Origin of the sequence: Novosphingobium ginsenosidimutans (assembly GCF_007954425.1) — a bacterium.
GTDB classification, from domain to species: Bacteria; Pseudomonadota; Alphaproteobacteria; order Sphingomonadales; family Sphingomonadaceae; genus Novosphingobium; species Novosphingobium ginsenosidimutans.
Genome location: NZ_CP042345.1, coordinates 2,518,994 through 2,541,174 on the forward strand (window position 1 = coordinate 2,518,994; position 22,181 = coordinate 2,541,174).

Sequence of the window (22,181 nt, forward strand, 5' to 3'; positions counted from 1 at the left end):
GTGAAGTCGATGGAAGAGATGCTCAAGGCCGCACAGCAAGCCGCCGAGACCATCCAGAAGCAGATGACCGAAAGCCAGACCAAGCTCGATGGGATTGAAGTTGAAGGGCGGGCTGGCGGCGGACTCGTCACGATCCGCGCCTCGGCGAAGGGCCGGATCATTGGCGTCAACATCGATGACAGCCTGCTCAAGCCCGAAGAAAAGGGTATTCTCGAAGACTTGATCGCCGCTGCATTTAACGACGCGCGCGCCAAGGCGGATGAGGTGGCCGGTCAGGAAATGGCCCGGATGCAGTCGGGCATGGGTTTGCCGCCAGGGTTCAAACTGCCAGGAATGTAAGGCGGTTCGGCGCGCCGATCAGCGCGCCGATTCGATCCGCTTACCGCCCTTGATGACGGCTGCCGGCTTTTCGAGCAGGCGGACGTTGGTCAGAACGTCGCCCTCAACCGCGACCAGATCTGCATAACGCCCCGTTGCAATCTGGCCAACATCGCCCTCTTGGCCGAGCGCCTGCGCGGCGGTGAGGGTTGCGGCGCGGATCGCATCGAGCGGGGTCATGCCGTATTGGACCATCGTGGCGAACTGTTGGCCAACTTGCCCGTGAGGCATGACCCCGGCATCCGATCCGAACACCATCTTTACGCCTGCCTTGAAGGCCTTGCGGAAGTTGTCGCGCTGAATCTGCGCCACTTCGCGGTCCTTGCGCAGGTTGTCTTCCAGCACGCCGTTCTTTTTGCCTTCGGCCTGGGTGTAGTCGGTATTCTTGATGTCCATCGAGAAATAGACCGGCTTGGGACGCGCTGCGGCCAGCTTGATCCCTTCATCGTCAACCAGGCTAACGTGCTCGATCGTGTCGATCCCAGCCCTGATCGCCGCCTTGATCCCCTGAGCGCCATGGGCGTGGGCAGCAACGCGCAGGCCCCACATCTGCGCTTCATCGACGATTGCCCGCAGCTCGCTCTCGCTAAGCTGCTGCTGGCCAGGCTCGGTATTGCGGCTGAAGACCCCGCCAGTGGCGCAGACCTTGATCACTTCAGCGCCGAACTTGCGCTGGCGGCGAACTTGGTAACGCAGCTCCTCCTCGCCATCGCCGACGCCTTCCTCCTTCGTCGCCTTTTCGAGCGAGGGCGGCAGGAAAGTAGAATCGCAGTGCCCGCCAGTGGCGCCCAGGGCGTAGCCAGCTGGGACAATCCGAGGGCCGATCGCGTAACCATTCGCAATTGCCTGCTTCAAGCCGATATCGTTGCGGTTGCCCGAACCGACATTGCGAACTGTGGTGAAACCAGCGTCGAGCATGGCGCGCGCGTTGCCGACCGCAGTCATCGCAAAGAAGCTGTCGGTGAACTCTAGCCCGCGATAGCCGCCAATGTCTGCGGGACCGTCAAGGTGGACATGCATGTCGATCAGGCCGGGTACGAGGGTCTTGCCGGGCAGGTCGATTACTTGCGCATCGGCAGAAAGCTTGATGACTCGCGCATCGGCAATGCCGGTAATGCGCCCAGCATCGTCAACGAAGATCGCCGGGTGCTCAACATAGGTCCCTTTCGCGACATCGAGATAGCGGTCGGCGGTGATCACTGTCGGCTTGGCCAGCGCCGGAACAGCGAGCACCGCGGCGGCGACCGAAAGCGAAAGAGCAAGGCGCTTCATGGACAATGATCTCCTTAAATACCGTCGCAACGATGATAGGTTCGTACGCCAATAGCAATCCCACGCCGTCCACAGACCTGAAAGTGCCCCCCATTGCGCCGTCCATGAGTCGACCCCATATCTGCGACAAGACCGGGATTCACCCGGATGGCGCCGGCGGGCGCCGGATGATTTTTGGATAGCACCATGCAACTGCTCCCCCTACTTCCTCTGCGCGATATTGTTGTGTTTCCCGGCATGGTCGTGCCGCTGTTCGTTGGCCGCGAAAAGTCGGTTGCGGCGCTGGAAGCCGCAATGGCGGGCGACAAGGACATCTTTCTTCTCGCACAGCTCGATCCGGGCTGCGACGATCCCGACGGTGACGATCTCTATGACGTCGGCGTGGTCGCGACCGTGCTCCAACTGCTCAAGTTGCCAGACGGAACCGTTCGGGTGCTGGTCGAGGCTCGCCAAAGAGCGCGGCTGGAAGACTTGCGGCTGGAAACGACGGCGTCGGGCGAAATGGTTGTCGCCAGCGTGGAGGCGATGGACCAGCCCGAGGCCAGCGGCAGCGAGATCGAGGCAATGATGCGCTCGGTCGTCGATGCATTCGCCGAATACGCCAAGCTCAACAAGAAGCTGCCTCAGGACGCCGGTGAGAACCTGGGCGAAATCAACGAGCCTTCGCAACTGGCCGATGCCGTGGCCGCGCACATTCAGACCAAGGTGGCCGACAAGCAGGCAATGCTCAGCGAGATCGATCCGCTCAAGCGGCTCGAGATGGCTCACTCCTTCATGGAAGGTGAACTGGGCGTACTGCAGGTGGAGCGGCGCATCCGCGGGCGCGTGAAGCGCCAGATGGAAAAGACCCAGCGCGAATACTACCTCAATGAGCAGCTCAAGGCGATCCAGCAGGAGCTCGGCGGCGACGATGCCAGCGATGGCAACGAACTGCAGGAATTGCAGGAAAAGATTGACCGGCTTAAGCTGTCCAAGGAAGCGCGGGCCAAGGCCAATGCCGAGCTCAAGAAGCTGCGCACGATGCAGCCGATGAGCGCCGAGGCGACTGTCATCCGCAACTATCTCGATGTGCTGCTGGGGCTGCCGTGGGGCAAGAAGTCGAAGCTCAAGCGTGATATTCCCGCTGCGCAGGCGATCCTCGATGCCGATCACTATGCGCTGGAAAAGGTCAAAGACCGGATCGTCGAATATCTCGCGGTCCAGGCCCGCACCAACAAGCTCAAGGGCCCGATCCTGTGCCTTGTTGGCCCCCCGGGTGTCGGCAAGACCAGCCTGGGCAAGTCGATCGCCAAGGCGACCGGGCGGCAATTCATTCGCCAGTCGCTTGGCGGCGTGCGCGACGAAGCCGAAATCCGCGGCCACCGCCGCACCTACATCGGATCGCTACCGGGCAAGATTGTCAGCAATCTGCGCAAAGCTGGGACCAGCAACCCGCTGTTTCTGCTCGACGAGATTGACAAGCTGGGCCAGGACTTCCGGGGTGATCCGGCCTCGGCGCTGCTTGAGGTGCTTGATCCCGAACAGAACGCCAAGTTCCAGGACCACTATCTGGAGCTGGACTACGATCTCTCCGACGTGATGTTCGTCTGCACGGCGAACAGCCTCAACCTCCCGCAGCCTTTGCTCGATCGGATGGAGATCATCCGGCTGGAGGGCTACACCGAGGACGAGAAGGTCGAGATTGCGGAGCGCCACCTGGTTGCCAAGCAGATCGAGGCCCATGGCCTTAAGGCCGGTGAGTTTACGCTGGAATCAGCCGCGCTACGCGATCTGATCCGCTATTACACTCGCGAAGCCGGGGTTCGTACGCTGGAGCGCGAAATTGCGCGGCTGGCGCGCAAGGGCCTGCGCAAGATCCTTGAAGGCAAGGAAACCACGATCACGATCACGCCTGACAACTTAGGCGAATATGCCGGCGTGCGGCGGTTCAAATTTGGTGAGGCCGAAGAAGAGCATCAGGTAGGAGCCGTCACGGGGCTCGCCTGGACCGAGGTTGGCGGCGAGCTGCTGACAATTGAAAGCGTCACGGTGCCGGGCAAAGGCGGGATCAAGACTACTGGCAAGCTGGGCGAGGTGATGAACGAATCCGTCCAGGCGGCCTTCAGTTTCGTCCGCGCCCGTTCACCGGCCTATGGGATCAAGCCCAGCCTGATCTCGCGCAAGGACATCCACATCCACTTGCCCGAAGGAGCGGTGCCAAAGGATGGCCCGAGCGCCGGGATCGGCATGGTCACCTCGATCGTCTCGACTCTAACCGGGATCCCGGTGCGCAAGGACATTGCCATGACCGGCGAAGTCACCCTGCGCGGGCGGGTGCTCGCGATCGGCGGGCTCAAGGAAAAACTGCTGGCGGCGCTGCGTGGTGGGATCACAACCGTGCTGATCCCGGAAGAGAACGTGAAGGACCTGGCTGAACTGCCAGCGAACATCACGGCTGGGCTTGAGATCGTGCCCGTTGCCCATGTCGACCAAGTGCTCGAGCGGGCGCTGGTTTCGGTACCCGAGCCAATCGAATGGACCGAGGCAGACGATCTGGCCAGCCAGCCAAGTGCCGCAACTGTCCCCCCCGCGGGTGATGCGCGAACCGCTCACTGAGTTCCGGTTGCATGGTCCGGGCCGATTCGCTGCATCGCAGCATCGGCCCGGATCATCGCTTTACTGCACAAAGACGGTCAGGAATGGCGGGAATCGGTGGATAATCGCCCGAAATCAGCAAGGTTTCGCTTTGACAGTTTCCGGAAAAGCGGCTCAATTCCGCCAGCTTTTCGAGGCGAATCAAACCAGTCATCAATTCCCATAAAGGTAGGGGGTACTCTCCATGAACAAGCAAGACCTGATCGGCGCAGTCGCGGATGCCAGCGGCCTGACTAAGAACGACGCCACCAAGGCTGTTGAAGGCGTTTTTGACGCCATCACTGGCGCCCTGAAGAAGGGCGATGAAGTGCGCCTCGTCGGCTTCGGCACCTTCTCGGTTGCCAAGCGCAAGGCTTCGACCGGCCGCAACCCGCGCACCGGCGAACCGATGAAGATCAAGGCTTCGGCCCAGCCGAAGTTCAAGGCCGGCAAGGGCCTGAAGGATGCTGTCAACTAAGCAGCTCTTCTGACGGCCGCACCGCCTCGCGGTCGCCTAGCCAGATTGCGCCGCGTCTGCTCCATGCAGGCGCGGCGCTTGGCTTTTCGGGGAGGGGAGTCCGCACGGGGTGGACGGTTGGCAACGGCTCACCTATATTGCCGCTAATGAAGCGTATCCTCCTTGCACTGCTGGCATTGATGACCGGCCTTGTCGCCCAGGCCGCCCCGGTCCAGGCGCGCATGAACGGCAATGCGGATACCGAAATCGGCGTGACCGATGGTGTGCGCGGCTCGGCCCGGCCATCGCCAACACAGACCCAGGCCGTCGATGCCCCAGTTACCCAGAAGGAACGGCGGGAACGTCAGGCCACGCGGGTTCGTCCTGGGCGTGGGCGGGTCTATATTCCTTCGGTTCTTTACGGTCCCGACCGCGCGCTCGAATAGCGTTTCCGCAAAATCCCGTACACTGATCGCGCGCGGCCACAGGCGGCTGCGCGCCTGCCCATATCCCATTGAATCAGCAGGAATTGCCCATGATCGGCGCCATCGCCAAGGCCATTTTCGGTTCGTCTAACGACCGGTACGTCAAGTCACTGGACAAGATTGTCCGCCAGATCAGCGCTTTCGAGCCGACGATCGAAGCCCTGACCGACCAAGAGCTGGCCGCCCAGACCGTCAAGTTCCGCCGCCAGCTGGACGAGGGCAAGACGCTTGACGACATTTTGCCCGAGGCCTTTGCCACCGTGCGCGAGGCCGGCAAGCGCCGAATGGGCATGCGCCACTTTGATGTCCAGATGATCGGCGGGATCGTTCTCCACCGCGGCGAGATTGCCGAAATGCGTACCGGTGAAGGCAAGACCCTGGTGGCGACGCTGGCGGTCTACCTCAATGCGCTGGAAGGCAAGGGGGTCCACGTCGTCACGGTCAATGATTACCTCGCCAAGCGTGACGCCGAATGGATGGGGCAGATCTACAAGTTCCTGGGCCTGACCGTTGGCGTGATTGTGCCCAACATGCCCGAAGATCAGCGTCGGGAGGCCTATGCCTGCGACATCACCTATGCGACCAACAACGAACTGGGCTTCGATTACCTGCGCGACAACATGAAGCAGGAGCGGGGCCAGATGGTCCATCGCCCGTTCAATTTCGCGATCGTCGACGAAGTAGACTCGATCCTGATCGACGAGGCGCGCACGCCGCTGATCATTTCCGGTCCGACCGATGACAAGAGCGAGCTCTACATCGCAGTTGATGCGATCGTGAAGCAGATCGCTGAAGAGCATTACGAAAAGGACGAAAAGACCAAGAACATCACCCTGACCGAGGAAGGGGTGGAATGGGCCGAGCGCCAGCTTGAGGCAGCTGGGCTGCTGGTGGGGTCGAACCTATACGATGTCGAGAACACCCAGGTGGTCCACCACCTTGACCAGAGCCTCAAGGCCAATGTCATGTTCAAACGGGACATCGACTACATCGTCAAGGACGAAAAGGTCGTCATCATCGACGAGTTTACCGGGCGTATGATGGACGGCCGGCGCTGGTCCAATGGCCTGCACCAGGCGGTTGAAGCCAAGGAAGGGGTGCGGATCGAGCCCGAGAACCAAACGATGGCCTCGATCACGTTCCAGAACTATTTCCGCATGTATCCCAAGCTCGCCGGCATGACCGGTACTGCGGCGACCGAAGCGGCCGAATTCTTTGACATTTACCGCATGAACGTGGTTTCGATCCCGACCAACGTGCCGGTCCAGCGGATCGACGAAGAGGACGAGTTCTACAAGAACACCAACGACAAGTTTCAGGCGATCGCCAAACTGATCCGCGAAAGGAACGAAAGCGGTCAGCCGGTACTGGTCGGCACGGTTTCGATCGAAAAGTCGGAAATGCTCTCGGAGTTTCTCAAGCAGGAAGGGGTCAAGCACGCCGTCCTGAACGCCCGCTTCCACGAGATGGAAGCCCACATCGTCGCCCAGGCCGGCCGGCTTGGTGCAGTGACCATCGCGACCAACATGGCTGGCCGCGGGACGGACATCAAGCTGGGCGGCAATGCCGAGTTCCGGATCGAGGATGAGCTCAAGGACATGCCCGAAGGGCCCGAGCGCGACGCGGCGATTGCGAAGATCGAGGCTGAGATCGAGGCTGAGCGGCAGCAAGTGCTCGCCGCTGGCGGGCTTTGCGTGATCGGCACCGAACGCCATGAAAGCCGCCGCATCGACAACCAGCTGCGCGGCCGTTCGGGCCGGCAGGGCGACCCAGGCCTGTCAAAGTTCTACCTGTGTCTGGAAGACGACCTGCTGCGCATTTTCGGGCCGGACACGCTGTTTTCGAAGATGATGAACTCTAACCTTGCCGATGGCGAGGCGATCGGATCGAAGTGGCTGTCCAAGGCGATCGAGACTGCGCAGAAGAAAGTCGAGGCGCGCAACTACGACATCCGCAAGCAGGTCGTCGAATACGACAACGTGATGAATGACCAGCGCAAGGTAATCTACGAACAGCGCGCGGACATCATGGATGCCGAAACGATCGACGACGTGGTGGTCGACATGCGCCACGATACGATCAATGCGCTGGTCGGCACTGCCTGCCCGCCGGGATCCTATCCGGAACAGTGGGATATCGATGGGCTGCGACTGAAGCTGGGCGAAATCCTCGGCATGGACGTGCCGGTGCAGGATTGGCTGCAGGAAGACGGGCTAGAGCCTGACGTCATCGAGGAGCGGATCGTCGCTCTTGCGGACGAGCGGGCGGAGGCCAAGGTTGGCCAGGATGCCGCGATCTGGCGCCAGGTTGAAAAGCAGGTCCTCCTTGAGCGGCTTGACCACTACTGGAAGGAACACCTCGCTACGCTCGATGCGCTGCGCCAAGTGGTATTCCTGCGCGCCTATGCGCAAAAGCAGCCGATCAACGAATACAAGCAGGAAGCTTTCGGCCTGTTCGAACGCATGCTGGAAGTGATCCGCGAGGACGTGACCCGCATCCTGATGAACAGTGAGCTGCGCATGCCTGATCCGGTCGAGTTGCCCGATCTGCCCGATTTCCTGACCAGCCACATCGACCCCTTCACCGGTGAGAACGACGCGATCTCGACCCCGGGCGCTTCTGCCATGCTCGGTGCGTTGGGTACTGGTGCTGCCGCGGGTGGCGATCCCTATGCCGCAATGGGCCTGTCACGCAACGCGCCGTGCCCGTGCGGTTCGGGCGAGAAATACAAGCACTGCCACGGCGCCGTGGCCTGACCGGTTAGCGCAGGGGGGATTGATGCTGGCGCTGGGCTTCTTCGTTACTGCGCTGCTCTATGCCTCGGTCGGGTTCGGCGGCGGTTCGACCTACAGCGCGCTGCTGGCGCTGGTGGGGTTCGATTATCGGCTGCTGCCGATCGTCGCGCTTTGCTGCAATATCGTAGTCGTCAGCGGCAGCACGGTTCGGTTCGCGCGGAGTGGGCTGGTGCCTTGGCGCGGCGCGCTGACCCTCGCCCTGGTTGCCGCTCCCCTGGCGTTTCTTGGCGGCCTGACGCCGATCAAGGAAGCAACTTTCCTCTTGCTGCTCGGCTTGAGCCTGATCCTGGCTGGTCTGGCGTTGCTGTTGCCGCGTTCTCCTGAGAGCGAAGGCCAACCAGCGCCGGCCGCTCGCTGGATGGGATTTGCGGCTGCTCCACTGGGCTATCTGGCCGGCCTCGTTGGAATTGGCGGGGGAATCTTCCTCGCTCCGCTGCTGCACCTCACCCGCTGGAATCGCGCGCGGCAGATCGCGGCGACGGCCAGCCTTTTCATCCTGATCAATTCGATCGCCGGATTGGTCGGCCAACTGACCAAGAACGGGCCGGAACGCTTTGCCGAGGCGCTGGGCGGTGCCTTGCCTTTGCTGGTGGCGGTGATTGCGGGTGGACAGCTCGGCAGCCTGATGGCGCAGCGCCTGTTGCCCGAAAAGGTAATCCGCTGGCTGACCGCCGCCCTGACAATCTGGGCCGGATCGCAATTGCTGCTGCGCTGAAAGCAAAAGGCCCCGCCGATCGGCGAGGCCTTTGGGAAATAGTGGCTCCTCGAGTTGGATTCGAACCAACGGCCGCTCGATTAACAGTCGAGTGCTCTACCGCTGAGCTATCGAGGAGCAGTCCCGTTTCCGGGACAGGTGCGCGCCTATACCACCGCAAACCGGGTTGGCAAGGGGGTCGCGCGTCAGAACTGGAATTGTTCTGCGAAGATGCGTTCCTCCAGGCTCTTGCCCGGATCGAACAGCAGCGTCAGCGCCTGCGACGGGGCTGTGCGAACCTTGACCGCCAGGATATCGCGCAGTTCCTTCTGGTCAGCCACGGCGGCGACCGGCCGCTTGACCGGATCGAGCACGCGGAATTCAATCTCGTAGTGATCCGGCAGGATCGCCCCGCGCCAGCGCCGCGGGCGGAACGGGCTGATCGGGGTCAGGGCCAGCATGTTCGAACCAAGCGGCAGGATCGGGCCGTTGGCAGAGAGATTGTAAGCGGTCGAGCCGGCCGGCGTAGCCACCAGGATGCCGTCGCAGGCCAGGTCCGGCACGCGGACCTTGCCATTGACCGATACCTCAAGCCGCGCGGTCTGACGCGTTTCGCGCAGCAGCGAGACCTCGTTAATTGCGTAGAAGGCCTCCTGCTTGCCGCTGCCGGTGGTCGCAGTCATTTCCAGCGGGGCAACGGCAATGCGGCGGGCCCGCGCCACGCGCTCTGCCAGCGTGCGGGTCCCGCGCGGATGGTTCATCAGGAAGCCGATGGTGCCCTGGTTGATGCCATAAGCCGGCAACACGCGCCCGCTATCGAGCATGTGGTGTAGCGTTTGCAGCATGAACCCGTCGCCGCCCAGGACGATTACGGCTTCAGCCTCGGCCTCGCTGACGAAGCTTTCACGCGCACGATAGGCTTCGGCAGCCTCTTGGGCGCGCGGCGTGTCTGATGCCAGCAGGGCGAGGCGGGGCGGTTGGCTCATCTTGCGTGGTGCATATGGGGCGCAGGCGGTTTTGGCAACGCATAGCCCTGGCAAGGGTTTGGTAGGTAGCTGCTGTTAGTTAGCACTTGAATGAGTGTGCCAATGCCCTTCGATGTCACCCGTGACAGCCTGACCGGACTGGTCGGGAGGGATGCCGCGCGCACGCGCCTGGCAGAATGGCTGAGCGAGGGGGTGCAGGTTCATGCCCTGCTGATCGGCCTGCGGCGGTTCGACGCGGTTAACCTGGCCTATGGCGCAGCCGCAGGCGATACAGCGCTGATCGAGAGCGCAGCGCGCTTGAAGCACTTCGTGGCCGATGAACTGGAGGGCAGCTGGTTGGTCGCCCGCAGCAGCGGCGGGCAATTCCTGCTGGTGAGCTCCGAACCGTGCAGCCGCGAACGCTGGCAGCTGGTCGCGACGCAGTTGCTTGATGCACTGTCCCGCCCAATTGCGGCGGTGGGCGGCACGCTGCGCCTCAGCCCGCGTGCTGCCTTGCTGCGCGGATTGGACGGCGAAGGTGCCGATTCGATGCTTGATCGCCTGGGGCACGCGCTGGATACGCTGGTGACCCAGCCGGGTCGCCGGCTGGCTTGGGCTGATGGCGAGGGCACACGACCCGGACGCAGCGCAGCACAGCTTGAGGCGGATCTACTGCAAGCTCTCGACCGCGACGAGATCGAGGTCCTGTTCCAGCCGCAATATGCGTGCGGCACCGATCGACTCATCGGGGCCGAGGCACTGGCGCGGTGGAACCATCCGACGCTTGGCCGGATTGGTGCTGGCGGCCTGTTCGCGATTGCCGAGCGGACAGACCATGTTCCGCAACTGTCGCGTCATATCGCGCGCATTGCCTTGACGGCAGCAACCCGCTGGCCCGGCGATCTGCGTCTTTCCCTAAACGTTACCCCCAATGACCTTGCAGCCGGGGATTTTGGCGTAAGCTTCGCCGCCTTGGTCAAGGCCAGCCGCTTTCCGACCTGGCGGCTGACGCTCGAGGTTACCGAGCAAGTCCTGTTGGCAGATGTTGCGGCCGCCGCGACCGCCTTCAACGGTCTGGCAGCCAGCGGGATCAAGTTTGCACTCGATGACTTTGGGGCCGGGTTCTGCAATTTCCGCTATCTGAAGCTCCTGCCGCTCGATTACCTCAAGCTCGATCGCTCGATGATCGAAGGCGTGGCTACCGATGCCCGGGATCTTGCCGTGCTGCGCGCTATCATCGCCATGGCCCGCGCGCTTGACCTCGCCATCATTGTCGAAGGCGTTGAGACCGAAGCGCAACGGTTGCTCGCAGCGGCTGAAGCCTGCTTTGCCTATCAAGGGTTCCTGCGCTCGCCACCGCTGGCTGCAAGCGCGTTCCTGACCGATGCAAGCGCCTAACGGGCCTTGCGTGCGATCGCGCTGAGACCCTTCGTCAACTGGAACAGGCCATTGAGCCGCGCCACCGGATCGGCCCAGGCACGATTGACCACCAGCTTGCTGTCCGGCCGCAGCTTGACTGCGCCATTGAGCCGTTCGGTATAGGCAATCAGCCCAGCCGGATCGACGAACTCGTCGTTGTGGAAGCTCACCAAGGTGCCTTTGGCCCCAACATCAATCTTGGCAATGTTGGCGATGATCGCCTGCTGCTTGATCTGGATCAGCTTGATTAGATTGGCGGTTGGTGCCGGCAGGGGGCCAAAGCGGTCGATCATTTCGGCCGAGATTCCCTCAATTTCGCCCGTGTCCTCGGCATCGTTGAGACGGCGGTAGAGTGCCATCCGCACTGCCAGATCGGGCACATAGTCTTCCGGGATCATGATCGGCGCATCGACCGTGATTTGCGGCGAAAGGGCGTGGCGTTCCTTGGCAATGCCCATGTCCCCCGCCTTGGCGGCCAGGATCGCGTCCTCCAGCATCGACTGGTAAAGTTCGAACCCGACCTCGCGGATATGGCCCGATTGCTCATCACCCAGCAGGTTGCCTGCGCCGCGAATATCAAGATCATGGCTGGCAAGCTGGAAGCCGGCGCCAAGACTGTCGAGATCGCCCAGCACCTTGAGCCGCTTTTCCGCCACTGCGTTGAGCTGCGTATCAGCGGGCGTGGTCAGATAGGCGTAGGCCCGCAGCTTGGACCGACCGACCCGGCCGCGCAGCTGGTAAAGCTGTGCCAGGCCAAACCGGTCGGCACGGTGGATGATGATCGTATTGGCGCTTGGGATATCGAGCCCGCTCTCGACGATGGTGGTTGAGAGCAGCACCTCGTATTTCTTCTCGTAGAAGGCGCTCATTCGCTCTTCCACCTCGGTCGCGCCCATCTGGCCATGGGCGGTGACGAAGCGCACTTCGGGCACAGTATCGCGCAGCCACTGCTCGACCTCTTCCATGTCGGCGATCCGCGGCACGACGATGAAGCTCTGCCCGCCGCGGTGATGCTCGCGCAGAAGGGCCTCGCGCATCACCATGTTGTCCCATTCCATCACATAGGTCCGAACCGCCAGGCGATCGACCGGCGGGGTCTGGATGGTGGAGAGTTCCCGCAAGCCCGACATGGCCATCTGCAAGGTGCGCGGGATTGGCGTGGCGGTGAGCGTCAGGACATGGACATTGGTGCGCAGCTGTTTCAGCGCTTCCTTGTGATTGACGCCGAAGCGCTGCTCCTCGTCGACCACGACCAGGCCGAGCCGCTTGAACTTGACCGACTTCGACAGGATCGCGTGCGTGCCGATCACGATATCGATCGTGCCCTCGGCCAGACCATCGCGGGTTGCGGTCGCTTCTTTGGCCGGGACCAGGCGCGAGAGGCGACCGATGTTGAGCGGGAAGCCTGCGAAGCGCTCTACAAAATTGCTGTAGTGCTGCCGGGCAAGCAGGGTCGTGGGGGCAACCACCGCCACCTGATGGCCGCTCATTGCGGCAACAAAGGCGGCCCGCAGAGCAACTTCGGTCTTGCCGAAGCCGACATCGCCGCAGACCAGCCGATCCATTGGCCTTCCGGCAGAAAGATCCTCCAAAACGTCCTCGATGGCCCGTTCCTGATCCTCGGTTTCGGCCCAGGGAAAGCGATCGGTGAACTGGTCGTAACTGGCCTGTTCCGGCGCGAGTACGGCGGCCTGACGCAGCGCGCGCTGAGCAGCGGTGCGCAGTAACTCGTGCGCGATCTCGCGGATGCGTTCCTTCAGCCGAGACTTGCGCCGCTGCCAGCCTTCGCCGCCGAGCTTGTCGAGTGCGACCAACTCGCTGTCGCTGCCATAGCGGCTGAGGACATCGATATTCTCAACCGGAATGTAGAGCTTGTCGCCGCCGGCATAGGTCAGCATGACACAGTCGTGCGGCGATTGTCCGACCGGGATTGACTGCAGACCCTCATACCGGCCGATGCCGTGGTCCATGTGGACCACCAGGTCACCCGGAGTCAGCGCGGCCAGTTCAGCCAGGAACGCATCGGCGCTCTTCTTGCGCTTCTTGCGGCGGACCAAACGGTCGCCCAGCAAGTCCTGCTCGGTGATCAGTTCAAGGCCGGCGTTCGAGAAGCCGTTATCCAGCGGCAGCACCAGCGCGACCGGCACGCCCTTGGCGGCAAGGCCTAGCGCCTCTTGCCAGGTCTCCGCCTCGACCGGCGCAGGCTTGACCGCTTCGCCCAGGATCGCCGCAATCCGGGCCCGGCTGCCAGCGGTATAGCAGGCAATCAGCGCCTTGCGGCCTTGGGCCGCCTGCCCGTTGAGGTAGCGCGCGGCCGCTTCATAAACATTGTCGCCGCGCGCACGCTCGGGGGCAAAGTCGCGGCCCGAGGAGAAGCCGAAATCGACCACGGTGCCACTGTCTGGCTGGGCAAAGATATCAGCGCGGTGGATCGGCCAGCCAGCTTGCCGATCTGAAAGTTCATCGCGCGACAGGTAGAGTGCATCGGGCTGGATCGGTCGATAGGATCCAGCGGCCTTGCCGGCCGTGTCAGTACGCGCAGCAAAATAGTCTGCGATGTCGCCAAGGCGTTCGTCGGCGGCACCCTGGGCGGCGCTGTCGATCACCATCAGATCGTCTTCAGAAAGATGATCGAACAGCGTATCCATGCGATCTTCAAGCAGCGGTAGCCAATGCTCCATGCCAGCGAGGCGGCGGCCTTCGCTGACCGCCTGGTAAAGCGGATCGCTGGTAGCATTGGCCCCAAACAGCTCGCGATAGCGGGTGCGGAACCGCTTGATGCTGTGGTCGTCGAGCAAGGCTTCGCTGGCAGGCAGCAGCAGGTGCTGCTCGCGCGTGCCGATCGAGCGCTGCGTGTTGGGATCGAACAGCCGCAGCGTCTCCAGCTCATCCCCGAAGAAATCGAGCCGCAAGCCGGCCTCGAGGCCAGAGGGATAGATATCGAAGATCGAGCCGCGCACGGCAAACTCGCCGGCATCGACCACCGTGTCGGTGCGGCTGTAGCCCTGCCGTTGGAGCAGGCCGATCAGACTTTCCCGCCCGATCTCCATGCCAGGCTTTAGCAACTTTACCGATTCGCGGATCCGGAACGGGGTGAGAACCCGCTGGAGTACGGCGTTAATGGTGGTGACCAGCAGCTGCGGCCCCTCACGCTTTCCCTGGAGCCGGTAGAGCGCAGCGAGGCGGCGGGCACTGATCGACAGGGCCGGGCTGGCGCGATCATAGGGCAGGCAGTCCCAGGCCGGGAAGGTAATGACATCGAGCTCCGGCGCGAAGAAGCTAGCGGTATCGGCAACGGCTTGCATGGCCGCCTCGTCCGGGGCGATGAAAACGGCACGACCCGTGGCGGCACGGGCGAGGTCTGCCAGCACCAATGGCTGCGCCCCGCGCGCTAGTCCGGCGAGGGTAAGCGGCGCTTTCGCCGAGAGGATCTTGTTCAGGTCAACCATGATGCGCGCAACAACAATTGCCCCGCGGGCCATTTTGCGGCCAGCGGGGTGGGAATCGGTAAGGCGGCCTTAGCGCGGGCTTAGCCCCGTGTCAGTGCGGGATTTCGACGTAGTCGAGCTTGCGGAAGGCATCCATCAACGGACCGCGATATTCTTCCGGTACGTCCAGCGTGCCAAGCGCCCAGCCCATGATGTCAACATCTTCTTCCTCAAGCAGGGCTTCGAACCAGGCGCATTCGGCCTCGCCCCATTCGCCATGGTAGCGATCAAAGAAGCCGCCGATCATGTAATCGGCTTCGCGGGTACCGCGATGCCAGGCACGGAACTGCAGACGCTTGAGGCGATTGGGCTCGATCATGGCTCACGCCGCTAGGCTTCGACAGCGGCCAAGGCAAGCGGTCAGCGTTCTTCGCGCAGCGCGTGGATGATGTCGCGCGGATCGAACCCGGCCAGATCCTTGCCAACTTCCTTGCGCAGAACCTCTTGCAACTTGCCGTGATAGTGGCGGCGCATCTCACCCAGCGTGCGCGGCGGAGCGAGGATGACGAGATCCTTGATCCGGTGTTCCAGCACCTGGCTGTTCAGCCAGTGCACCGCAGCGCGGGCATGAGCGTCCTCGGCAACCTGGCTATCGGCGTGGTTTCCGGGGCTGGAACGGTGACTGCCGCCCGAATGGTTGGTCGCGTCAATTTCAGGCGGATCGAGCAGCAGCAGTTGCGGCTCGGCCTCCGCACCGGCGTTGCGGTAAACGTCAAAGGTCTCACCATCGACCAGGGCGACGTAGCATCCATGTGGCAGCAGCATGTCCGGCTCCTAAGTTCCGCGTTCTGTTGCGACCCACGGCTGATTTGATGTCGCGCAGGGTTGCCAGTCCATGCGCTACATCAAAGTTCGGCGCGCCTATTCGTGAATTGTCCGGGTTTCGGCCTCGGGCAGTTCGTTGGCTTCCGCCTGCGGCATCAGTTCGGCCTTGCGGGCCAACATCGCATCGCGCAGGGCCACAAGGTCGACATCGGCACTGCGCGCCTGAGCGAACATGCCAACGCGGGATTCTTCCTCTTCCTTGACGTGATGCTCTATCTCTTCCGACAGGACCTTGATCTTGGCTTCAAAGAACTCGTCCGGCGCAGCGCCCAAGATATCGTTGATCAGCACCTTCGCACCGTCGTGCTCGACGTAGGCTTCGTTCAAAAGGTCGTCTTCGATCTTGCCCTTGAGCGCCGGGTAAAAGATCTCTTCCTCAAGCATCGTATGAACCTTGAGTTCGTTGCAGATCTGCGTGGCAAGCGACTGCATGCGGCTCTCACCCCGGGCACTCTCAAACTTGGCAAACAGGTCTTCGACCTTGCGATGATCGGCCTTCAGCATGGCAATGGCGTCGGTGAATTCAATTTCGGCCACGGGACTCTCCTATTGGGTGCCTCGCCATAACGGGATTGGGCGGCATTGAGTTCCGTCAGCCAATCTAAAGCTAAGGGTGGCGACAATGCTGCTCGTGCGGCTATCAGGAAGCATGCGACCCGAACGGCTCAACCCCCTGTTTGTGGCAGCTGACAGCCTGAAAGGCGTCGGCCCGGGGCTGGCGCGCCCGCTTGAGAAGCTGGGGCTGACCCGGGTCAAGGACTTTGCCTATCACCTCCCGGATCGCTTTGTGGAACGCCGGGCGGTGGCCAATCTGGATGAGGCATCGGTTGGCGAGAACATCGTCATTGCGCTGACACCGATCGAACATCGCAGCTCAAGTGGACGGGGGCCGTTTCGAGTGCTGGCCCAGGATGCGATCGGCAATGTGTGTGCGATCAGCTATTTTGGGCGGGCGTCCTATTCCGCCAAGAAATTGCTGCCGGTGGGTGAGCCGCGCTGGGTGGCAGGACGGCTAGAGCAGTACGGCCAGATGCTCCAGATGGTACACCCCGATCACGTCGAGGCCGACAGCGCCGGACTGCTTGGGCAGCTCGTCGAGCCGGTCTATCCACTCTCCGAAGGACTGACCCAAGGTCGCCTTGGCACGCTGATCGAGCAGGCGCTGGCGGCGATGCCAGAATTGCCGGAATGGATCGAGCCCGGTCTGCTTGCCAAGATGCAATGGCCGACCTGGCGGGACGCGCTGGCGCTGGGCCACCGCGGCCTGCACGCCGCCGCACGGGACCGCCTCGCTTATGACGAACTGCTCGCCAACAGCCTGGCGCTGATGCTGGTGCGTCAGTCCAACCGCAAGCAGAGCGGAACCCCGCTGAACGGCGATGGCTCGCGGCGCGCCCGCCTCAATCTGCCGTTCCCGCTTACTGGCGCTCAGAAGCGCGCGATTGCCGAGATTGAGGGCGACATGGCGCAGTCTGCGCCGATGCTGCGCCTGCTTCAGGGCGATGTCGGCTCGGGCAAGACGGTGGTGGCATTGTCGGCCATGCTGATTGCGGTCGAGGGCGGGGCCCAGGCAGCCCTGCTGGCTCCGACTGAGATTCTTGCCCGCCAGCACCACGAAACGCTCAAGCGGTTGGCCGCAGGCACTGGCGTGGAAATCGCCCTGCTGACGGGGCGTGACAAGGGCCGGGCGCGCGAAGCGATTCTGATGGGGCTGCTCGACGGCTCGATCGACATGGTCGTTGGCACCCATGCGATCTTTCAGGATGCCGTGACTTACAAGAACCTGGCCCTGGTGGTGATCGACGAGCAGCACCGCTTTGGCGTGGGCCAGCGGCTTATGCTGGCGCAGAAGGGGCGCCGCACGCCGCATTGCCTGGCCATGACCGCCACGCCGATCCCGCGCACGCTGACTCTGGCGCAATATGGCGAGATGGACGTCAGCAAGCTGGATGAGATGCCGCCCGGCCGCCAGCCGATCGATACGCGCGTCGTCGCGGTCGAGCGGCAGGAGGACGTGATTGCAGCGATTGGCCGCCATCTGGAAAGCGGGCAGCAGGCCTATTGGGTCTGCCCGATGGTGCGCGAGCAGGAGAACGAAGACCTTGCCGCAGCCGAGGCGCGCCATGCGGAATTGCAGATGCGCTTCGGCGATGCCGTCGTGCTGGTCCACGGCCAGCTTCGGCCAGAGATCAAGGACGCGGCGATGGAGCGCTTTGCCCGCGGCGAAGCGAAGCTCCTGGTGGCCACGACCGTGATCGAGGTCGGCGTTGACGTGCCCAACGCCACGCTGATGGTAATCGAGCAGGCGGAGCGATTTGGCCTGGCTCAACTCCACCAGCTGCGCGGCCGGGTCGGGCGTGGGAGCGGCAAGAGCACCTGTCTGTTGCTTCGGGGGGCGAGCTTGTCGGAGACTGCCCGGCAGCGGCTGGCCTTGATGCGCGAGACGCAGGATGGTTTCCGACTCGCAGAGGAAGATCTGCAACTGCGTGGGGGCGGGGAACTGCTTGGCACGCGTCAATCCGGCGATACGCCGTTCCGTGTTGCCAGTCTTGAGCAAATCCAGAAACTTCTGCCGCTGGCCCACGACGATGCCCGCCTGCTGATGGAGCGCGATGGCGGCCTGACGGGCGAGCGGGGCGAGGCCGCACGGCTGCTGCTTTATCTGTTCGAGCGCGATTGGGGCGTCCAGCTGCTTCGTGGGGGCTAGGCGGTCCTAGGTCCATCTTCCCGATCCTGGTTCGGGAGGTGAGGATGGCCTCAAGTCGCCCCACAACGGAATTTGCTGATGACTACCTTGCCCCGCGCCGCCCGTCAGCTGGGCTATGCCGGCTTATTGCCCCAGGCTCTCTGCGCTGTTTATGTGATCGATGGCGGCAAATGGCAGTGGACGGCCCAGGCGATCGCCTTTGGCTATGCTGCGCTGATTTTCAGTTTCCTGGGCGGGGTCTGGTGGGGCATCGGCCTGATCCGTGAGGATGCACCGCGCTGGATATTCGGATGTGCGGTCATGCCCAGCCTGCTTGCCTTGGCCGCTTATGCACCGTGGATCATCGGCTGGGAATGGCCAGGCCCCTCGCTGATCGCGGTCGGAGTGTTGCTGACCCTGTCGCCGCTGGTTGACGGGCTGATTGGCGGTATGCCGTGGAATTGGCTGTCATTGCGCCTGCAGCTGTCAATTGGGCTTGGCGGCCTTACCACCCTTATCGGGATATTCGCGTTATTAGGATGATTTGGTCGGGGAAAGAGGATTCGAACCTCCGGCCCCTGCCTCCCGAAGACAGTGCTCTACCAGGCTGAGCTATTCCCCGACCGATCATCGCCCCTGCATGCAGGGGCAAGGCAGGAGCGGGCCTATAGTCAGGCAAGTGCGGGGTGGCAAGCGGGCAATCGCATGTTTATCGTCAGGCCATGGCCACAGCCCCGAATCTCTCCGCCGCCTCCCGCCAGCCGCACTGGGAATGGCAATATCTCGATCTGATGCGCCAGATCTGGGAGCATGGGGACGAGCGGGTCGACCGGACGGGCGTTGGCACGCGCTCAGTCTTCGGAACGCAGATACGCTTTGACCTGGCGGGCGGCGCAATGCCGCTGGTCACGACCAAGCGGATCTACTGGAAGACTGCCGCGCGTGAGTTTCTGTGGTTCCTGACCGGTGAAACCAACATTCGCCCACTGGTGCTTCAGGGTGTGAAGATCTGGAATGAGTGGCCACACGCCAATTACGTGAAGGCCACTGGCGATGCGATTTCGGTTGAGGTTTTTGCCGAACGGATCGCTGAAGATACCGACTTTGCAGCGCAATGGGGCGATCTGGGGCCGGTCTATGGCAAGCAGTGGGTCGACTGGCCGGTCTATGTTCCAGTCGGCGGGGGCTTGTACAAACGCGACACGGGTATCAACCAGGTGGCTCGGGTGGTGGATAGCCTGCGCCACAATCCGGGCAGCCGCCGCCACATCGTCGAAGGCTGGAACGTGGCCGAGCTTGACCAGATGTCGTTGCCGCCATGCCACAAGACGTACCAGTTCCATGTCGGGAACGGCCGGCTGAATTGCGCGCTCTACCAGCGCAGCTGCGATGTTGCGCTGGGGCTGCCGTTCAACCTGTTTGGCGCCGCTCTATTCACGCGGATGCTGGCACAGCAGTGTGATCTTGAGCCGGGCGAGCTGGTGTGGATGGGCGGCGATACGCACCTTTACCTGAACCATGCCGAGCTGGTGGAGGCGCAGTTGGCGCGGGTTCCGGCAGGCCAGCCGGTCATGTCGATTGCGCGCCGACCTGATTCGATCTTTGGCTATACCATCGATGATTTCGCGGTCCTCGACTACGCACCGCAGGCGCACATTTCCGCGCCCGTGGCGGTCTAGGCAGATAGTTGACGCTGTAACCACTTTGAAATAAAATAACGCTCACGTAGAATATTGCTTCCACCCTTCTGGAAGCGGGAGAGCGCGAAGGATGGCCACCGGACCTGATCCTGCAAAGACCGCGCGCGGCAATCTGCCGCCGTTGTCGCTGCACGTGCCTGAGCCGAATTTCCGGCCCGGAGACCCGGTCGACTATTCGTTCCTCGACATCCCGCCTCCCGGCCTGCTGCCGCGCCCGGATGAGACTTGCCCGGCAACGGAAACGACGCCGCTCTGCTCCGGCATGGTTCGCGTGCTGGGTAACGATCACCGGGCTGTGGGCCCGTGGGATCCCAAGCTCGATCCCGAAACGTTGCGGCGGATGTTGCGCGCGATGGCGCTGACCCGCGCCTTCGATGACCGGATGTATCGCGGCCAGCGGCAGGGCAAGACCAGCTTCTACATGAAGTGCACCGGGGAAGAGGCCACTTCGGTCGCCTCAACCTTTGCCCTCGCGGCGGATGACATGGTGTTTCCGTCCTATCGCCAGCAGGGCATCCTGATTGCGCGCGGCTATCCGCTGACCGAGATGATCAACCAGATCTACTCGAACAAGGCGGACAAGCTGAAGGGCCGGCAGCTGCCAATCATGTACTCATGCCGCGAGCACAACTTCTTCACGATCAGCGGCAACCTGGCGACGCAGTATCCGCAGGCGGTGGGCTGGGCCATGGCCTCTGCGATCAAGGGTGACAGCCGGATTGCGACTGCCTGGGTCGGCGAGGGTTCCAGTGCCGAGGGTGATTTCCACGCCGCGATGACCTTTGCCGCTGTCTACAACGCCCCGGTCGTGCTCAACGTGGTCAACAACCAGTGGGCGATTTCCAGCTTTTCGGGCTTTGCCGGGGCGGAGCGCAGCACCTTTGCCAACCGCGCAGTCGGCTATGGCATCGCCGGCATCCGGGTCGATGGCAACGATGCCCTGGCCGTCTATGCCGCAACGCGCTGGGCCGCCAACCGCGCTCGTGCCAATGGCGGGCCAACGCTGATCGAGCACTTCACTTACCGCGCCGAAGGTCACTCGACCTCGGACGATCCCAGCGCCTACCGCTCGGCCCACGAGCGCGAGGAATGGCCGCTTGGCGATCCGATCATGCGGCTGAAGCGCCACTTGATCGAACTGGGTGAATGGTCGCTGGAACAGCAGGAAGCGATGGACGCCGAGCTGGTCGATCTGGTCAAGGCCGCGACCAAGGAGGCCGAGAAGAACGGCATCCTGGGCCACGGCCTGCACCACCCGTTCCACACCATGTTCGAGGACGTCTACAAGGAGCTGCCCTGGCACCTTGAGGAACAGGCCGAGCAGGCAATCCGCGAACGCCAGACCAAGTGGCCCGAATGGAAGCCGGAATGACCGAGGCCGTCACAACCGTGCGCCGCCTCAACATGATCGAGGCGATCAACGAAGCGCTCCACGTCATGATGGAGCGCGACTGCAATGTCGTCGTGTTTGGCGAGGATGTCGGATATTTCGGCGGTGTGTTCCGCGCGACCGCCGGCTTGCAGAAGGCGTTCGGCAAGCACCGGGTGTTCGATACCCCGATCAACGAATGCGGGATCATCGGCGCTGCGGTGGGGATGGGGGCCTATGGCCTGCGGCCCGTTCCGGAAATCCAGTTCGCGGACTACATCTACCCGGGCCTTGATCAGCTGATCTCCGAAGCAGCGCGGCTGCGCTATCGCTCGGCGGGTGAATTCATTGCGCCGCTGACCGTCCGCTCGCCCTTTGGCGGGGGCATTTTCGGTGGGCAGACCCACAGTCAGTCGCCCGAGGCGCTGTTTACCCATGTGGCGGGTCTCAAGACGGTCATCCCCTGCACACCATACGACGCCAAGGGTCTGCTCATCAGCGCGATCGAGGATGACGATCCGGTCATCTTCTTCGAGCCCAAGCGGATCTACAACGGCCCGTTCTCCGGCTACTACGACAAGCCGGTCGAGCCCTGGGCCAAGCATGAAGGTAGCGAGGTTCCCGAGGGCTACTACACCGTCCCGCTCGGCAAGGCGCGGATCGTGCAGGAAGGCGAGGCGATGAGCGTGATCGCCTATGGCACCATGATCCACGTGGCCCAGGCCGTCTGCCGCGAGAAGGGGATCGACGCCGAGATCATCGATCTGCGCACCCTGGTCCCGCTTGATATCGAGACTGTGGAAAAGTCTGTGAAGAAAACCGGCAAATGCCTCATCATTCACGAAGCGACCCGCACCGGCGGCTTCGGCGGTGAGCTTTCGGCGCTGGTCCAGGAACGCTGCTTCTACCACCTCGAAGCTCCGATCGAACGCGTGACCGGCTTCGACACTCCCTATCCGCACAGCCTCGAGTGGGCCTATTTCCCCGGTCCCGTCCGCATCGGCGAGGCGGTTGACCGGCTGATGAAAGCGTAAC

At 62.7% G+C, this 22,181-nt stretch carries 19 protein-coding genes and 2 tRNA genes; 12 read left to right on the forward strand and 9 right to left on the reverse strand.

From position 1 onward, the window contains the following. A complete protein-coding gene (locus FRF71_RS12415) occupies positions 1-339 on the forward strand; it encodes a YbaB/EbfC family nucleoid-associated protein (protein WP_147090945.1) in 339 nt (112 codons plus the stop codon). A gap of 18 nt (positions 340-357) precedes the next feature. Here the strand turns inward: FRF71_RS12415 and FRF71_RS12420 are convergent, their stop codons facing one another. Beyond that, complete coding sequence (locus FRF71_RS12420; RefSeq protein ID WP_147090946.1) at positions 358-1,650, reverse strand: Xaa-Pro dipeptidase; 1,293 nt, start codon at positions 1,648-1,650, stop codon at positions 358-360. 186 nt (positions 1,651-1,836) lie between these two features. On the opposite strand from FRF71_RS12420, the gene lon reads away from it, so the two are divergent. Next, the gene (gene lon / locus FRF71_RS12425; protein ID WP_147090947.1) at positions 1,837-4,245 is read left to right on the forward strand and encodes an endopeptidase La; all 2,409 of its coding nucleotides are present in this window, start codon (positions 1,837-1,839) and stop codon (positions 4,243-4,245) included. Between the two features lie 52 nt (positions 4,246-4,297). Here the strand turns inward: lon and FRF71_RS15480 are convergent, their stop codons facing one another. Next, positions 4,298-4,438, reverse strand: coding sequence for a hypothetical protein (locus FRF71_RS15480; protein ID WP_161597964.1), 141 nt, complete (start codon positions 4,436-4,438; stop codon positions 4,298-4,300). A gap of 30 nt (positions 4,439-4,468) precedes the next feature. On the opposite strand from FRF71_RS15480, the gene FRF71_RS12430 reads away from it, so the two are divergent. From FRF71_RS12430 to FRF71_RS12445, 4 genes are all read left to right on the forward strand, one after another. Then, positions 4,469-4,741 (forward strand): HU family DNA-binding protein, encoded by a 273-nt coding sequence (locus FRF71_RS12430; protein WP_147090948.1) that lies wholly within the window; start codon positions 4,469-4,471, stop codon positions 4,739-4,741. Between the two features lie 146 nt (positions 4,742-4,887). After that, the gene (locus tag FRF71_RS12435; protein WP_147090949.1) at positions 4,888-5,166 is read left to right on the forward strand and encodes a hypothetical protein; all 279 of its coding nucleotides are present in this window, start codon (positions 4,888-4,890) and stop codon (positions 5,164-5,166) included. 89 nt (positions 5,167-5,255) lie between these two features. Next, the gene (gene secA, locus FRF71_RS12440) at positions 5,256-7,961 is read left to right on the forward strand and encodes a preprotein translocase subunit SecA (protein ID WP_147090950.1); all 2,706 of its coding nucleotides are present in this window, start codon (positions 5,256-5,258) and stop codon (positions 7,959-7,961) included. Between the two features lie 22 nt (positions 7,962-7,983). Continuing rightward, on the forward strand, positions 7,984-8,715 hold the full coding sequence (locus FRF71_RS12445) for a sulfite exporter TauE/SafE family protein (RefSeq protein WP_147090951.1): 732 nt from the start codon (positions 7,984-7,986) through the stop codon (positions 8,713-8,715). A gap of 42 nt (positions 8,716-8,757) precedes the next feature. Here the strand turns inward: FRF71_RS12445 and FRF71_RS12450 are convergent. After that, positions 8,758-8,832, reverse strand: a tRNA-Asn gene (locus tag FRF71_RS12450). 68 nt (positions 8,833-8,900) lie between these two features. Further along, positions 8,901-9,680 (reverse strand): NAD kinase, encoded by a 780-nt coding sequence (locus FRF71_RS12455; protein WP_147090952.1) that lies wholly within the window; start codon positions 9,678-9,680, stop codon positions 8,901-8,903. 102 nt (positions 9,681-9,782) lie between these two features. Between FRF71_RS12455 and FRF71_RS12460 the strand changes: the two genes are divergently transcribed. Beyond that, complete coding sequence (locus FRF71_RS12460; RefSeq protein WP_147090953.1) at positions 9,783-11,057, forward strand: GGDEF domain-containing phosphodiesterase; 1,275 nt, start codon at positions 9,783-9,785, stop codon at positions 11,055-11,057. On the opposite strand, the gene mfd is transcribed toward FRF71_RS12460, so the two are convergent. The 4 genes from mfd to FRF71_RS12480 all read right to left on the reverse strand — a co-directional run bounded on the left by mfd (position 11,054) and on the right by FRF71_RS12480 (position 15,928). Then, positions 11,054-14,527, reverse strand: coding sequence for a transcription-repair coupling factor (gene mfd / locus FRF71_RS12465; protein ID WP_147090954.1), 3,474 nt, complete (start codon positions 14,525-14,527; stop codon positions 11,054-11,056). The two genes, FRF71_RS12460 and mfd, sit on opposite strands and share 4 nt — an antisense overlap. A gap of 91 nt (positions 14,528-14,618) precedes the next feature. Then, positions 14,619-14,885 carry an FAD assembly factor SdhE gene (locus FRF71_RS12470; protein WP_147090955.1) on the reverse strand — a complete coding sequence of 89 codons (267 nt, stop codon included), beginning with the start codon at positions 14,883-14,885 and terminating at the stop codon, positions 14,619-14,621. 41 nt (positions 14,886-14,926) lie between these two features. Beyond that, positions 14,927-15,331 carry a host attachment protein gene (locus FRF71_RS12475; protein WP_147090956.1) on the reverse strand — a complete coding sequence of 135 codons (405 nt, stop codon included), beginning with the start codon at positions 15,329-15,331 and terminating at the stop codon, positions 14,927-14,929. Positions 15,332-15,427: 96 nt separating this feature from the next. Continuing rightward, a complete protein-coding gene (locus FRF71_RS12480; protein ID WP_147090957.1) occupies positions 15,428-15,928 on the reverse strand; it encodes a hemerythrin domain-containing protein in 501 nt (166 codons plus the stop codon). 112 nt (positions 15,929-16,040) lie between these two features. Between FRF71_RS12480 and recG the strand changes: the two genes are divergently transcribed. Further along, positions 16,041-18,098 carry an ATP-dependent DNA helicase RecG gene (recG, locus tag FRF71_RS12485; RefSeq protein WP_147090958.1) on the forward strand — a complete coding sequence of 686 codons (2,058 nt, stop codon included), beginning with the start codon at positions 16,041-16,043 and terminating at the stop codon, positions 18,096-18,098. A 78-nt stretch (positions 18,099-18,176) separates the two neighbouring features. Next, a complete protein-coding gene (locus tag FRF71_RS12490; protein ID WP_147090959.1) occupies positions 18,177-18,620 on the forward strand; it encodes a DUF3429 domain-containing protein in 444 nt (147 codons plus the stop codon). A 2-nt stretch (positions 18,621-18,622) separates the two neighbouring features. Here the strand turns inward: FRF71_RS12490 and FRF71_RS12495 are convergent. Then, positions 18,623-18,699: transfer RNA gene (locus FRF71_RS12495), tRNA-Pro, on the reverse strand. Between the two features lie 100 nt (positions 18,700-18,799). Between FRF71_RS12495 and FRF71_RS12500 the strand changes: the two genes are divergently transcribed. The 3 genes from FRF71_RS12500 (at position 18,800) to FRF71_RS12510 (ending at position 22,180) form a co-directional block, all read left to right on the forward strand. Continuing rightward, positions 18,800-19,756 (forward strand): thymidylate synthase, encoded by a 957-nt coding sequence (locus FRF71_RS12500; protein WP_147090960.1) that lies wholly within the window; start codon positions 18,800-18,802, stop codon positions 19,754-19,756. Positions 19,757-19,847: 91 nt separating this feature from the next. Further along, positions 19,848-21,149 (forward strand): 3-methyl-2-oxobutanoate dehydrogenase (2-methylpropanoyl-transferring) subunit alpha, encoded by a 1,302-nt coding sequence (locus tag FRF71_RS12505; RefSeq protein WP_147090961.1) that lies wholly within the window; start codon positions 19,848-19,850, stop codon positions 21,147-21,149. Next, positions 21,146-22,180, forward strand: a complete 1,035-nt coding sequence (locus FRF71_RS12510; RefSeq protein WP_272949943.1) for an alpha-ketoacid dehydrogenase subunit beta — start codon at positions 21,146-21,148, stop codon at positions 22,178-22,180. Before FRF71_RS12505 ends, FRF71_RS12510 begins: the two co-directional genes overlap by 4 nt. Position 22,181 lies beyond the last annotated feature (1 nt).